Raw genomic sequence first — 13667 nt, 5'->3', positions numbered from 1 at the left:
GCTTACGTCCCGCCTCGTCCGGCGCGGTTGATGGCGTCGCGCAGCTTGGTCTCCCGTAGGGCGTCGCTGTCGTTGCGCGCCGCAAGGGCGAATTCCCGACGGGTCGAGCGGCGAATGTCGGCCTCCCCGATGCCAGTCGCCTCGGTGCGCGCAACGATGTCGCGTTTGTAGCTCGGCTGGGCGATGTCGATCACGACGCCCGCGAGGGGATCGGCTCCGACGATGGAATCGCCGTCGACCCCGAGGCGCTCCGCGACCGCGGTGAGCTGCTCTGCGGAGATCGGTTCGACACCGTCCATCAGCGACCGCAGCTCTGGCAGTGCCAGTCCCAGCACCTCACCGACGATCCGCGAGTTGCCGCCGGCCTGCTTGACCTTCTCCGAGTCGAGGAACGGACCCTCTTCGGCGCCGCCGGTGTTGAAGCACAGCTCGGTCCAGTGGTCGACCATCAGCCGGTCGGCGTCGAGGTTCGCGGCGTCGCGGGCCGAGCCCGACACGAAGACCAGTCCGGGGTCTTCTCCGTCGTCCAGCGCAAAGGAGATCGGTGGGATCCGATCGGGCGAGAGCAGCCGGCCCAAACCGCGATCTAGGAGGTGGTTGCCGATGCCCGTCTCCCGTGTAGGCCACACGGTAACGGGCACACCGAGCGGCGAGTCCTCCACGACCAAGCCGGGTGAGAACGCCAGCTCGCCGGGAAGCGTCACGGGCCAAGCCAACACGAACCCGTTCTTCGCGGCGGCGATCATCGCGAGCCCGACGACCACGCCGTCCCAGCTGAGAACCCACAGGTCGCCGGGGCGGACCTGCTGAGTCTGCGCGCCGCGATCCCAGAGCCCGTGCGCAGATGCCGGAATGCCTGCCGGCCGATCACCGCTGCTCACTGCTCACCTCCTACGGTCGTCGCTGCAAAAAGAATCGCCAGAGTACAGGTCATGAATCGAACAGCCGATTCTGGTAGACCTCCCTGGCCACCTTCACCTCGTCCTTAGGCAGCTGGCCCAGGTACTCACACTTGCCGGTATGCCCCGTGACCGCCTTATAGACCGGGTGGATGTACCGGGCCGTCCACCACCCCTGAGCGCCCAGGCGGGTCACGTGGATCTCGGGCATCGCCTTGCTGGGCTGGTCCTCCGGCTTCTCGTCGCTGGTGATCCGGGACAGACCGGCCCACGTCGTGTCCTCGCGTCGCTCCGCCATGCACGCCATCGGCCGCACCGGTTTGCCGACGCGCGCCGGGTTCTCGGTGGCCTCCTTGGTCACCCAATAGACGTCGCCGAACTTGGCATCCCCACCTGGCATGGGCGGCAGCCTACAAGCGCGTGCCGACAGCTCCGGCACGCCGCGCTGCGGGCGCCCGATACATCCTGAGAAGCCTCCGCGTCGTCCACCCCCACCTACGGGCCAACCCAGGCTCGGCACGCATCCGCAGCTCGGGATGAGGCCGGTCTCGAAAGGCCGTGACTGTCCGGGTGGCGCGATACGCTCCCCGCATGGCGACGGTGGAGGTGAGTGTGGCGTCAGTTGCGCGTCCTATGCCGCGGAATCTGAACTGACACCCAGCAGACAGAGTTCACCGGGTAAGGAGATCGACCCCATCATGCGCCCGTGACTGAGGCGCATCGTCGAAAGCGTCCAGCACACGCACACCAAACGCTGGAACCATCGCAGACTGCACTTCTTCCATTGTCATCCAACGGATTTGACGAGCTTCCTCGGTCGCGTGCGGCTCGCCCGCCGTTGGCCGACAGCGGTACACCAACGCGACAATTCCATGCGTCAAATTCTTGTAAACGCCCGTTAGCCGTTCGACGGCGACCTCAAGCCCAGTCTCTTCCAGCACCTCGCGTCGAACACCATCCTCAAACGATTCGTCGAGCTCCAGGACGCCGCCCGGAGCCTCCCAGTGACCGTTGTCGTCGCGTTTGATGACCAGGACACGGCCATCGCCACGAACCACGATGCCGGACACGCTGACCGAGTGCTTCGGTGTCGCTGTCATACGAGACTCCGTTCTCAGGCTGGTGAGTGACATCTGCGTGATGGTTTCTTAGGCTAGTCGTCTAGACGTGTAGCGGAAGGTACCTCAGTGTTGCAACTGGGCCAGATCGATCGAGCGGACGACAAGCCGCCCTACCGACAGATTGCCGGCATGCTGCGCGAAGCCATTGACTCGGGCCAATTGGACGCTGGGGAGCGCTTGCCGTCCGAGGCAGCATTGATCGAACATTTCGGCGTCGCCCGCATGACCGTGCGCCAGGCGGTGCAAGAGCTGCGGTCAGAGGGGTTGGTGATATCCGAGCATGGCCGAGGGGTATTCGTGCGTCCCGCACCTCCGATTCGGCGACTCGCATCCGACCGGTTCGCCCGGCGACATCGGGCTCAGGGCAAAGCGGCGTTCACCGTCGAGGCTGAGCAAGCTGGCTACACACCTCAAGTCGATAACATCACAGTGACCCGCGAGAGAGCGAATTCTGCTGTCGCCAAGCGTCTTCGGTTGACACCAAAGGACTACGTTGTTGTGCGTTCGCGCCGCTACCTCGCCGATGGGCGGCCGGTTGAGATCGCAACTTCGTACATTCCCGCCGCGTTCGCGAAGGGCACGAAGATCGAACAACCCGACAGCGGGCCAGGGGGCATCTACGCTCGCCTTGAAGAGGCCGGCCATCCCCTAGCCCGGTTCTCCGAAGAAGTCGCTGCACGGATGCCCACTCCAGAGGAACGCCGCGCTCTCCTGCTTTCAGCAGGCACTCCGGTCTTGACCGTAGTTCGCACGGCGTATGACAAGGAAGACGTGGCAGTGGAGGTGTGCGACACCGTAAAGGTGGCATCCGCTTACCTGCTCGAATACGACTTTCCCGCCCGCTGAAGTCTGCTCCAAAAAAGTTCGTATGGGCGTTGTTAGCAACTCCTCTAGACGACTAGGTTTCTAAGTATCCAGTCCGTCCCGAGAAAGGTTTCGCAATGTCCATCCCGAAATGGCTCCAAGTCGGCCACGACCAGGTGTTCTCGCTTGGCGCATTCCTCGTCTCAGAGGTGACTCCGATGATCGACTTTGACAAGTCCTCCGGCGAGAACCGCGTGCAAGCGAGGGATCGCGATACCGGCTTGCCGATGTGGCAGGTCGAAGTGCTTGACGGCGATCCGGCAGCACCGAAGCGCAGCCGAACCGTGACGATTAAGTTCGCCTCACCGACACCGCCGTCTGCACCCGCCAATTCCAGCGGAACACCCTTTACCCCAGTAGTTTTCGACGGGCTCATGGCGCTGCCATACGTCGAAAAGTCGGGCGACTTCTCCCGGATCGCCTGGTCGTTTCGCGCCTCCGACATGAGGGCACCGGGCAAGCCATCCGCGAGCTCAGCGACAAGCCGGGAATCGGCATGAATCCCGATCCGTACGCGCAGCTCGATCCCGACACCACTTTCCGGCTCGATCACGTGTTGAGTTTCCTCACCACTCTCGGCCTGTGGGTGGCGATCATCGTGGGACTCACCAGCGTTGCGCTCATCTCCTGGCGACTGCACTCACCCGAGACCTACAAGGAACGATTCGCAACACCGGCCAGACTGCTCCGCTGGCGACTCTGGGCTTACGCGTCCTGGCACCGGCTCTGCAAGCGCTGCGGCCTATCCGCTTCCGAGCAGGTCACTCGCCGTAACAAAGAAGGCCAGCAGGTCACCCTCACCCGCTGGTTCCATCCAAAGCTGCTGGGAACAGACGTGTCTCACAGCGCCCTGCGGCTCACAATACGAGCAAGGATGGGACAGACCGTCGAAGAGTTGGAACGCGCTGTCCCGGCGATCCGTGATGCCGCGGGCGCACATTCGGCGCGGGCGGTCGTCATCTCGCCCGGGACGCTGCGGATCGAGTTGGTCATGCGAGAACAGTTGTCGACGGTAGGTCACGCAGCGCCGCCAACCGCGGTCGCAACAACACGGGTCAAGCTCGGGCGCTGCGAAGACGGTTCCGCCTGGACCCTCCCGCTGAGCGGACGACACACCCTCACCGTGGGCTGCTCGGGCGCAGGCAAAGGTTCCGCCTTATGGGGCATCGCCTGCGGACTCGGCCCTGCTGTGGCCGCCGGGTTTGTTCATCTGATCGGAATTGACCTGAAGTACGGCATCGAGTTGTCAGTCGGCGCCAGGTTGTTCACCAAAATCGCCACCACCGAGGCCGATGCCGTGGAAACCCTTGCAGGGCTGGAGAAACTGATGGATAAGCGCGGCAACGAGATGGCTGGCCGCACACGCGCGCACCGTCCGACCAAGACGTCACCCCTTGTGGTGCTGCTCATCGACGAGCTGGCCGGAGTAACCGCGTACATGAGCGAACCGACCCTGCGCAAAGGAGCCGCCGCCTCGTTGTCGCGAATTCTCACCAAAGGCCGAGCGCCGGGAATCGTGGTCGCCGCGTTCCTGCAGGACCCTCGAAAGGAAGTCTTGCCGATGCGAGGCCTGTTCACCCAAACCATCGCTCTTCGACTGCGGTCCCGCGACGAAGTCGCGATGGTCCTTGGAGATGGGATGGCCGACAAAGCTCCCGCGCACCGAATCAACCCCGACAAACCGGGCACCGGCTACGCCATCGCCGAGGACGGCCATGCGACCAAGGTCCGATCCGACTTCTGGTCCGACGATCAAATCCGCTCTACGGCAGAGAAATACGGAAATTCGCGGACCGCCGCAGACAGAGCACTGAATCACCGGTCCAGTTTCGGTTCACCTGAGGGCTCCGCGCGCACCCACGCCGGGTCCGACTCGATCCAAGCAACGAGGTGAAGCCATGGTGATTCACGGTCTCCGGGAAGCGCTCGTGTCCACCGGCAGTTTTCCTGAGCTGCTAACCGCAGATCAAGTGTCAGCGCTCCTCGGCGTCTCTGCTGCGACTCTCAACCGCTGGGCTGCACTCCGCGAAACGACGGGAGAGCAGATCGGGCCGCCCTGCTACACGTTGTCAGAGCGGGTGCGTCGCTGGGACGCGGCCGAAGTCCGTTCCTGGCTCAAGCAGGTGCGTCGGTAATGGCCGGCAACACCCCGCGCGGCATCCGGAAACGCCTCAACGCCGCAGGCGAGCCCCGCTACCAAGTCCGCTACCTGATCCGCGATCCCGACGCCCCTTCCGGTTGGGTTGAAACATCGGGCACGTTCCCGACTCTGCGTGAAGCCAAGGCGTTCAAATCCGAACGCGATAACGAAGCCGCCCTCGGTGGGCGTCGGTTCGACCCACGCCTCGGTCGCACACCGCTGCAGCGGATCTGGACGCAATTCTCCGAATCCAAGAAACCGGCGGTGTCGCCGAAGACCTGGAGCGGCTACACGCAGCACTGGGAACTGCGCATCAAACCGCGGTTCGGTCACGTGCCCGTCGATGAGATCACCCGCGCCGAAGTCCAGGCGCTCGTCGACGGCCTGACGGTCGGACCGTGGGCGAAGGTGTCGACGCTGCGACTCCTGCGGTCGATCCTCGACGTCGCACACCAGGACGGCCGGATCCATCGCAACCCAGCCCTCGGCGTCTCCGCGGGCCGCATTCCCGAGCGGGAGCGTCACCGATACCTGACTGCCCAGGAGGTCCAGACACTCGCGATCGCGTGCGGGGACCAGGGCGACGTCGTGACCCTTCTGGCTTACACCGGCCTGCGCTGGTCCGAACTCGTCGGGCTCCGCGTCAAAGACATCGACCTGACCGCCCGTCGTCTCTACATCCGACGCGCCGCACCCGAAGTGGAGGGGCGCATCGTCATTGGGCCACCCAAGACCCGCGCCGGAATCCGCACCGTGCCGCTCCCCCAAGTTGTCGTCGACATCCTCAAAACGAAGATCGGCGGGCGGGCACCTGACGAGCCAGCCGTCACCTCACCCAACGGAGCGATGTTGCGGTCCAACAACTGGCGCCGACATACGCATTGGAACAAAGCCCTGAAGAAAACCAACTTGGCTCCGTTGACCATCCACGATCTGCGCCATACCTATGCCAGCTTGGCCCGCAAATCCGGCGCTGATCTTCGCTACGTCCAGAAGACCATGGGCCACTCAACGCCGACCGTGACCGCGAACATCTACAGCGACCTCTACTCCGACGAGCTGGACCAAGTTGCGACCAACCTCGATCAGCTTCACGCAACCGAGATTCACTCACCGAAGACCGGACAAGAACCGGACGAATCGAACTGACAACCGAGTGCAGGACCCGTGTCAATGCAGGTAAAGAATGGTGGCCAGGGCCGGGATCGAACCGGCGACCTTCCGCTTTTCAGGCGGACGCTCGTACCAACTGAGCTACCTGGCCGGAAGGCACTGTGTCCAACCGACGTGCCTCACCACCAAAATGGCGACCCTGACGGGACTCGAACCCGCGACCTCCGCCGTGACAGGGCGGCGCGCTAACCAACTGCGCCACAGGGCCTTACCGTTACTCCCCCAGTTCGGCGTCGTACGTACCCCCTACGGGATTCGAACCCGCGCTACCGCCTTGAAAGGGCGGCGTCCTAGGCCGCTAGACGAAGGGGGCCTGAGCCGAATCTCTCCGGGGTACCCGCAACGAGTCAACGTTGGAGCGTCGTTAGCTTAGGGCACCGAGAGCGCAATCCCAAAACCAGGCCCCGCTTCGGAGGCAGTATTCTATCCGTCGCGCCCCTATAGCTCAGTTGGTAGAGCTACGGACTTTTAATCCGCAGGTCCTAGGTTCGAGTCCTAGTGGGGGCACTTTGTCCGGTGCATGACTTCGGTTGATGCTTTCCATCTTGTCTTCGGGTGATACCTGACACTGTTTCGGCTGATGGTTGACAGGTGCTTCGGTCGATCCTCGACGCTCCCCGGCACCTCGCCCTTCAGGCCCCGGTTGGTGCGAGGGCCTGGGCACCAGCATGGACCCGATGTTTACCGCGCGGCCGAACAACCAGTGCAGCCGCGCGCCGCGCTTGGACCAGGTGTGTAGCCCGTCAGCTCACGCACCGGCTCGTCGTACGAGCCCCCACCGTCAGCCACACCACGAACGGACCGAACACCTTCAGGTACTCCGCCCACATCGGGTCCGGAATCCATTGCAGTGAAGGATGTTTCGGCATCATCGAGAGGTCGAGAACCTGGCGGGTAGCCCAACTGTTCTCCAGCACCTCGCGGCGCATGTGGTCCCAGTAGACCTGGAAATCCTTGTCGTCCTCGGTGAGCCCGTCGCCGAAGTCCTCGGCAGTGAGGATGGCGCCCATGAAGAAAGCCCCGTGCGCCCGGTAGAAGACGTCGGAGTTCAGCGTGCTGTAGCGGCGGCCTTGCTCGCCCACTCCCCCGACGCTGACGGTACGTGCGGTGCGCCGGGAGGCCGGGCTGGCCGAACGCTACCTCTACGAAAGCTTCAGTGACAGAGACGAATTCGTGCGCACAGTGCACGACGACGTCTGCACCCGAGCGATGTCGATGCTGATGTCGGGGACCACCCCGAGGGAGGCTGTGGAGCGGTTCGTCGCGCTGATGGTCGACGACCTGCGCGAGGGCGGGTGCTATTGCCGGCTCCGGAGCTCGAGCCAGTGCTGATTCACTCCGCGACCAGCTTGATCGGCGCGTTGACGGCGCTGTTCACCGCCCACCTCGACCCTCGGCTCACGGCCTCCCACGAGCAGTTCACGCGCGTCAGCCGCCGGCAACCTGGCCTGCGTCACCCGGCACGTTACCGGTCTGCAGCAACTGGTCCTGCTCGTTCTGCCGGGCCCGAGCCTGCGCCTCGGCCAGCTTCTGCTCGTAGTCCGCGCGCGCTTGGCGGCCTTCTGGGCTGCTAATGGAGTTACCGGGGACGCCTGCCGCAGCGAAGCTATTGTTGCAGTTCAGGTACAGCAGGACCGTGCCGCCGGGGCTGGCACCGCTGGAGTCGAGGAAGTTGGCGCTGCGTGATCCCGTCACCAAGCACTGGTCGGTCGGGAGAAAGCTGCCGACTCGGGTGGCGATAACGGGCGACTGGCCGTTGCTGCTGATCGCCTGGGCGGCATCAGCGTACGATTGGCCAGCGTACTCATTGACTGCGTACGCGGTGCCGGAGGCGAAGAGGCCAAACGATGCCGCCGCAACACCGACGGCGCCGATGCCGAGGACGACGGGCTTCGTCATCTGAACGACCTCCGGCCGGACGTTCCTGTGCGTTCGGGTACGAAACGCGGGCTTCCCAATCGGAAGCGTACTCCGCCGAGTCGGTCCTTGCAGAGGCACCGACCAGGGATTTTGCTCGTTCAGATTTCGGTTACAGGATCCGACCCGGCACCCTGGTTCTGCTGAGCTTCGGGCCTGCTGTTGAGCCTTCTGATCTGCAACGACGGAGGCGTGGCCGCCGGAGGGCCGGGACTTCCCGCGCTGGCGGTGTGACTGGATTTTCCGACGTGTCGTGAGAGCAGGCCGCGGGGTCCACCGATTCGCCGTCAAGCTTACCGGTCGGTTCGTACCTCCCCCGTACCAATAACGACGCGCCCAAGCCCGGCAACTTGAATGTCACCGCGGTACACAGATATATTGGTGCAACTACTAGATACAGATAACTGGAGGGTTCATGTCGCCCGACTTGCCCAACGTCGATCTTTTGCGTGAGCTCGAGCCCGTCGCTGAGAAGCTGATCAACCGCCACATGTCGATGTTCAAGGAGTGGAATCCCCACGACTACATCCCGTGGTCAGACGGCAAGAACTACTACGCCCTCGGCGGCCAGGACTGGCATCCCGAGCAGGCCCAGCTTTCCGAGGTCGCCCGCACGGCCATGGTGCAGAACCTCCTGACAGAGGACAACCTGCCCGCCTACCACCGCGAGATCGCCATGAACTTCTCCATGGACGGCCCGTGGGGTTACTGGGTCAACCGGTGGACCGCCGAGGAGAACCGCCACGGCATCTCCATCCGCGACTACCTCGTCGTCACCCGCAACTGCGATCCCGTCGAGCTCGAAGAGCTGCGCATGGAGCAGATGACCCGCGGCTTCTCGCCGGGCCAGAACCAGCAGGGTGACCTCTTCGCCGAGAGCATCTTCGACTCGGTGATGTACGTCAGCTTCCAGGAGCTGGCCACCCGCGTCTCGCACCGCAATACCGGCAAGGCCTGCCAGGAGCCCGTCGCCGAGCAGCTGCTCGCCCGCATCTCCAACGACGAGAACCTGCACATGATCTTCTACCGGGACGTCAGCGAGGCCGGCTTCGACGTCGCCCCCAACCAGGCGATGCGCTCGCTGCACCGGGTGCTGCGCAACTTCAAGATGCCCGGCTACACCGTGCCGGACTTCCGCCGCAAGGCCGTCATCATCGCCATGGGCGGCGTCTACGACCTGCGCATCCACCTCGACGACGTCGTGATGCCCGTGCTCAAGAAGTGGCGCATCTTCGAGCGTGACGACTTCACCGGCGAGGCCGCCAAGATGCGCGACGATCTGGCCGAGCTGCTCAAGGAACTTGAGAACACCTGCGACAAGTTCGAGGAGGCCAAGGCCCGCAAGCTCGAGCGCGACGCGCGCCTGGCCGAGAAGCGCGCTGCCACGGCACTCGCGGGGGCGGCAACATAGTCGACGCCTCACCAGCCACCACCGGGCTGCGGATCGGGCCCTTCGCCCTCCGCAGCCCGGTTGTCTTGGCGCCCATGGCCGGCGTCACCAACGTCGCGTTCCGCTCCCTGTGCCGCGAGATCGAAGAAGCCAAGGTCGGCACCGTCAGCGGCCTCTACGTCTGCGAGATGGTCACCGCCCGCGCCCTGGTCGAACGCCACCCCGTCACCATGCACATGACGACGTTCGCCCCGCAGGAGTCGCCGCGCTCGCTGCAGCTCTACACCGTCGACCCGGCCACCACCTACGACGCAGCCCGGACGATCGTCGAGGAGAACCTCGCCGACCACATCGACATGAACTTCGGCTGCCCTGTGCCCAAAGTCACACGCCGCGGCGGCGGAGCCGCCCTGCCGTACAAGAGAAGGCTCTTCGGCCAGATCGTCGCCGCCGCGGTCCGCGCGACCGAGGGGACGACCGTGCCGGTGACGGTGAAGTTCCGCATCGGCATCGACGACGCCCACCACACCCACATCGACGCAGGTCGCATCGCCGAGCAGGAGGGCGCAGCCGCCGTCGCCCTGCACGCCCGCACCGCCTCGCAGCGCTACTCCGGCACCGCCGACTGGGACCAGATCGGCCGCCTCAAGGAGGCCGTCACCACCATTCCGGTGCTCGGCAACGGCGACATCTTCGAAGCCAGCGATGCCCCGGCGATGATGGCCGCCACCGGGTGTGACGGAGTCGTCATCGGCCGCGGCTGCCTCGGCCGGCCCTGGTTGTTCGCCGAACTGTCGGCCGCCTTCACCGGCTCCCCCATACCCACCCCGCCGACCCTGGGCGAGGTCGCCGACATCATGCGCCGCCACGGCCAGCTACTGGCCGCCCACTTCGGCGAGGACAAGGGCATGCGCGACATCCGCAAGCACATCGCCTGGTATCTGCACGGCTTCCCCGCCGGCGCGGACCTACGACGGGCATTAGCCCTGGTCAAGACCCTGGGTGAGCTTGACGCGCTACTCGACCAGCTCGACCGCGACGTCCCGTTTCCGGCCGCGGCGACCGGCCCGCGCGGGCGGCAGGGCTCGGCCGCGTCCGTCACGCTGCCCGAAGGCTGGCTCGACGATCCCGACGACTGCACGGTCCCGGAGGGCGCCGACGTCATGCACTCGGGTGGCTGAACCGACGCGGACCCGACATCGCATCGAGCTAGCGGCCTCTTATGTTGTCTCACTACGATGGTGATCTTGTTGTCGACCGCTCGACTGGCGGACCGACGGCGACTGCTGCTACAAGACGCAGGACGGTTGTGACGCCGCACGGCGGCGATCCGACCGAGGTGCCCCTGAAAACCGCACCGCGGCAGCGCACGCGCATCGTTGCGCAGGATCCACCAGAGTCGGAGGCCACTGGAACATGAGTGACGGCGACAACGCCACTCCCGGCCAGCATCGCGCTCCCGACCTGGACGGGCAGGAGCGGATGACCAGGACGCCGCGTCCGGGATCGGGCTCGGCCCCGTGGGAAGGTGTCCCCGCGTCCCGGCCGGCGCCGTCCGGAAACCACACCGAGGGCATCACCGTCGCCGACCTGATCGCCAAGATCGGCGGCGCCCCCACGCCGTCTCGTCGCCACGTCGCCCCTCCGCCACCCGACACCTCGACCGACCTCACCGAGCCCATTCCCGTCGTCCCGGCCGCCTACGCAGTACCCAACCTCGAGTCGCTCAACCGGGCCCGCGGCACCCTGGCCGCCGATCCGAGCCCGGCTCCCCATAACCGCCCGCCCACCCGCAAGAAGCCAGCCCAGAAGAGGAAGGCCACGTCCCGCAAGCCGGCCCTGCTGGCCGCGCGGTCGGCGGCCGCGGTCTTCGCGGTGTCGGCGCTGGCCCTGACCGGCGGGGCCTGGCAATGGCAGTCGACCAAGAACGAGCAGCTGCGCAACGTCGCGGCGCTGGACCCCAGTTCGCACGACATCCTCGACCCCAACGCCCAGTTCGGCGACGAGAACTTCCTGATCGTCGGAGTCGACTCCCGCACCGGCGCCAACAGCGACATCGGCGCCGGCACCACCGACGATGCCGAGGGCGCCCGCTCGGACACCATCATGCTGGTCAACATCCCGGCCAACCGGAAACGCGTGGTCGCGGTGTCCTTCCCCCGCGACCTGGCCATCACCCCGATGAACTGCCAGGCCTGGAACTCCGACACCGGCCAGTACGGCCCGGTCTACGACAAGCACACCGGCGAGTGGAGCGACGACTGGCGCTACACCGAGACCAAGATCAACTCGGCCTACGCCCTGGGCGGGCCGAAGTGCCTGGTGAAGGTCATCCAGAAGATGTCCGGGCTGTCGATCAACCGCTTCATGGCTGTCGACTTCGCCGGTTTCTCCAAGATGATCGACGCGCTCGGCGGTGTCGAGGTGTGCAGCACCACCCCGCTGGAGGACTACGAACTGGGCACCGTGCTGGCCAGCGCCGGGCGCCAGACGCTCGACGGGCACACCGCGCTGAACTACGTGCGCGCCCGTCAGGTGACCACCGAGGTCAACGGCGACTACGGCCGCATCAAGCGCCAGCAGCTCTTCCTGTCGTCGCTGCTGCGCTCGATGATCTCCAAGGACACGCTGTTCAGCCTCAGCAAGCTCAACAACGTGGTCGACATGTTCATCGACGACACCTATGTCGACAACGTGCGCACCAACGACCTCGTCGACCTCGGCCAGTCGCTGCAGGGCGTCAACGCCGGTCGGATCACCTTCGTCACCGTGCCGACCACCGGGATCACCGACTCCGACGGCAACGAGGAGCCACGCACCACGGACATCCGCGCGCTGTTCGACGCGATCATCAGCGACGACCCGCTGCCCGGCGAGAACGACACCAACGCCACGACCAGCCCGATGACGGCGGCCAAGTTGGCCGAAAAGGCCGAGCCGACGACGGCCCCACAGCCGGTGGAGACGACGCAGACTGAGCTGGTCAGCGCCATCACCACCGATCCGGGTGATGTCACGGTGCAGGTGTCGAACTCCACCGGTCGGGAGGGTCTGGGCGCCACCGCGACGGCCGCACTGCAGGAACACGGCTTCAACGTGCTCGAGCCCGACGACTACGCCAGCGCCGTAGAGGCGACTACGGTGATGTACTCCGCCGGCAACGAGGAGTCCGCTGCCACCGTCGCGGCTGCGTTCCCCAACGCCAAGATGGAACGGGTCGCCGGCCTGAGCCAGACCGTGCAGGTGGTCCTCGGACCGGACTTCACCGGCGTCAACACGCCTCCGCCCAGCGGCTCACCGATCAGCGTGCACGTCAGCCACAACTCCAGCGCCACCCCCACTCAGCTGCCCGACGACCTCACCGTCACCAATGCCGCGGACATCGCCTGCGAGTAGCCGCGCGCCGCGGTTTGCTTCCATTCACCGTTCGTTCACGTCTGGGGGCATACTGGACTCACCTTCAGAACGTAGGGTGCAGTCTATGCGGACCGCGTATCATGAGCAGCTCGATGCCCTGACCAACCAGTTGGCCGAGATGTGCCGGATGGCCGGTGTCGCGATGGAACGGGCGACACAGGCGCTGCTGCAGGCCGATCTGGTGCTGGCCGAGCAGGTCATCAGCGACCACGAGCAGCTCTCGGCGGCCAGCGCGCGCGCTGAGGAGGTGGCCTTCGTGCTACTGGCCCTGCAGGCGCCCGTCGCCGGCGACCTGCGCGCCGTCGTGAGCTCCATCCAGATCGTCGCCGACGTCGACCGGATGGGGGCGCTGGCGCTGCACGTCGCCAAGATCGCCCGCCGCCGGCACCCCCAGCACGCACTTCCCGAAGAGGTCAACGGTTACTTCGCCGAAATGGGCCGCGTCGCAGTCGAATTGGGCAACAGCGCCCGTGAGGTGCTGCTGTCGCGCGACCCGGCAAAGGCTCGTCGCATCCGCGAGGAAGACGACGCGATGGACGACCTGCATCGCCATCTGTTCACCGTGATGATGGACCGCGAGTGGAAGCACGGGGTGGCTGCCGCGGTGGACGTGACGCTGCTGGGCCGGTTCTACGAGCGCTTTGCCGACCACGCCGTGGAGATCTCCCGGCGGGTGATCTTCCAGGTGACCGGACAGCTGCCCGAGGAAGAAGAGATCCCGACCTACTGAGGGACGCCCCGGCGGC

At 65.5% G+C, this 13667-nt stretch carries 14 protein-coding genes, 4 tRNA genes and 1 pseudogene; 11 read left to right on the top strand and 8 right to left on the bottom strand.

Annotated elements, in window-relative coordinates; genetic code table 11:
- Positions 1-2 precede the first annotated feature (2 nt).
- From K9U37_RS06430 to K9U37_RS06420, 3 genes are all read right to left on the bottom strand, one after another.
- Positions 3-881: a hypothetical protein gene (locus K9U37_RS06430; protein WP_243070989.1), complete on the bottom strand. Its 879-nt coding sequence runs from the start codon at positions 879-881 to the stop codon at positions 3-5.
- Positions 882-930: 49 nt separating this feature from the next.
- On the bottom strand, positions 931-1299 hold the full coding sequence (locus K9U37_RS06425) for a hypothetical protein (protein ID WP_243070988.1): 369 nt from the start codon (positions 1297-1299) through the stop codon (positions 931-933).
- A gap of 271 nt (positions 1300-1570) precedes the next feature.
- The gene (locus K9U37_RS06420; RefSeq protein ID WP_243070987.1) at positions 1571-1999 is read right to left on the bottom strand and encodes an NUDIX hydrolase; all 429 of its coding nucleotides are present in this window, start codon (positions 1997-1999) and stop codon (positions 1571-1573) included.
- 87 nt (positions 2000-2086) lie between these two features.
- Here K9U37_RS06420 and K9U37_RS06415 point away from each other — a divergent pair, with 87 nt between their 5' ends.
- The 5 genes from K9U37_RS06415 to K9U37_RS06395 all read left to right on the top strand — a co-directional run bounded on the left by K9U37_RS06415 (position 2087) and on the right by K9U37_RS06395 (position 6173).
- Positions 2087-2866: a GntR family transcriptional regulator gene (locus K9U37_RS06415; protein WP_243070986.1), complete on the top strand. Its 780-nt coding sequence runs from the start codon at positions 2087-2089 to the stop codon at positions 2864-2866.
- A 95-nt stretch (positions 2867-2961) separates the two neighbouring features.
- Positions 2962-3384 (top strand): plasmid replication, integration and excision activator, encoded by a 423-nt coding sequence (locus K9U37_RS06410; protein ID WP_243070985.1) that lies wholly within the window; start codon positions 2962-2964, stop codon positions 3382-3384.
- On the top strand, positions 3381-4778 hold the full coding sequence (locus tag K9U37_RS06405; RefSeq protein WP_243070984.1) for an FtsK/SpoIIIE domain-containing protein: 1398 nt from the start codon (positions 3381-3383) through the stop codon (positions 4776-4778). The genes K9U37_RS06410 and K9U37_RS06405 overlap by 4 nt, the downstream gene beginning before the upstream one ends.
- Before the next feature lie 4 nt (positions 4779-4782).
- Entirely contained in the window at positions 4783-5019 is a 237-nt protein-coding gene (locus tag K9U37_RS06400) for a helix-turn-helix transcriptional regulator (RefSeq protein ID WP_005139256.1), read from the top strand.
- Positions 5019-6173, top strand: a complete 1155-nt coding sequence (locus K9U37_RS06395; RefSeq protein ID WP_243070983.1) for a tyrosine-type recombinase/integrase — start codon at positions 5019-5021, stop codon at positions 6171-6173. The genes K9U37_RS06400 and K9U37_RS06395 overlap by 1 nt, the downstream gene beginning before the upstream one ends.
- Before the next feature lie 38 nt (positions 6174-6211).
- Here K9U37_RS06395 and K9U37_RS06390 read toward each other — a convergent pair.
- The 3 genes from K9U37_RS06390 to K9U37_RS06380 form a co-directional block, all read right to left on the bottom strand.
- Positions 6212-6288: transfer RNA gene (locus K9U37_RS06390), tRNA-Phe, on the bottom strand.
- 40 nt (positions 6289-6328) lie between these two features.
- Positions 6329-6405 (bottom strand) — tRNA-Asp (locus tag K9U37_RS06385).
- Positions 6406-6437: 32 nt separating this feature from the next.
- Positions 6438-6510: transfer RNA gene (locus tag K9U37_RS06380), tRNA-Glu, on the bottom strand.
- A gap of 121 nt (positions 6511-6631) precedes the next feature.
- Here K9U37_RS06380 and K9U37_RS06375 point away from each other — a divergent pair.
- Positions 6632-6704, top strand: a tRNA-Lys gene (locus K9U37_RS06375).
- A gap of 236 nt (positions 6705-6940) precedes the next feature.
- Here the strand turns inward: K9U37_RS06375 and K9U37_RS06370 are convergent.
- Complete coding sequence (locus K9U37_RS06370; RefSeq protein WP_372489403.1) at positions 6941-7279, bottom strand: oxygenase MpaB family protein; 339 nt, start codon at positions 7277-7279, stop codon at positions 6941-6943.
- 4 nt (positions 7280-7283) lie between these two features.
- On the opposite strand from K9U37_RS06370, the pseudogene K9U37_RS06365 reads away from it, so the two are divergent.
- Positions 7284-7618 (top strand): annotated as a pseudogene (locus K9U37_RS06365) (TetR/AcrR family transcriptional regulator); the annotation flags it as partial.
- 7 nt (positions 7619-7625) lie between these two features.
- On the opposite strand, the gene K9U37_RS06360 reads toward K9U37_RS06365, so the two are convergent.
- Complete coding sequence (locus K9U37_RS06360) at positions 7626-8096, bottom strand: hypothetical protein (protein WP_243070982.1); 471 nt, start codon at positions 8094-8096, stop codon at positions 7626-7628.
- Between the two features lie 433 nt (positions 8097-8529).
- On the opposite strand from K9U37_RS06360, the gene K9U37_RS06355 reads away from it, so the two are divergent.
- From K9U37_RS06355 to phoU, 4 genes are all read left to right on the top strand, one after another.
- A complete protein-coding gene (locus K9U37_RS06355; protein WP_243070981.1) occupies positions 8530-9525 on the top strand; it encodes an acyl-ACP desaturase in 996 nt (331 codons plus the stop codon).
- Complete coding sequence (gene dusB, locus K9U37_RS06350) at positions 9522-10685, top strand: tRNA dihydrouridine synthase DusB (protein WP_308197424.1); 1164 nt, start codon at positions 9522-9524, stop codon at positions 10683-10685. The genes K9U37_RS06355 and dusB overlap by 4 nt, the downstream gene beginning before the upstream one ends.
- A gap of 235 nt (positions 10686-10920) precedes the next feature.
- Entirely contained in the window at positions 10921-12900 is a 1980-nt protein-coding gene (locus tag K9U37_RS06345; protein WP_243070980.1) for an LCP family protein, read from the top strand.
- 85 nt (positions 12901-12985) lie between these two features.
- Complete coding sequence (gene phoU / locus K9U37_RS06340) at positions 12986-13651, top strand: phosphate signaling complex protein PhoU (protein WP_243070979.1); 666 nt, start codon at positions 12986-12988, stop codon at positions 13649-13651.
- The last annotated feature ends 16 nt before the right edge of the window (positions 13652-13667 follow it).

Source organism: Candidatus Mycolicibacterium alkanivorans, assembly GCF_022760805.1.
GTDB classification, from domain to species: Bacteria; Actinomycetota; Actinomycetes; order Mycobacteriales; family Mycobacteriaceae; genus Mycobacterium; species Mycobacterium alkanivorans.
This window is presented reverse-complemented; position numbering and strand designations above follow the sequence as displayed.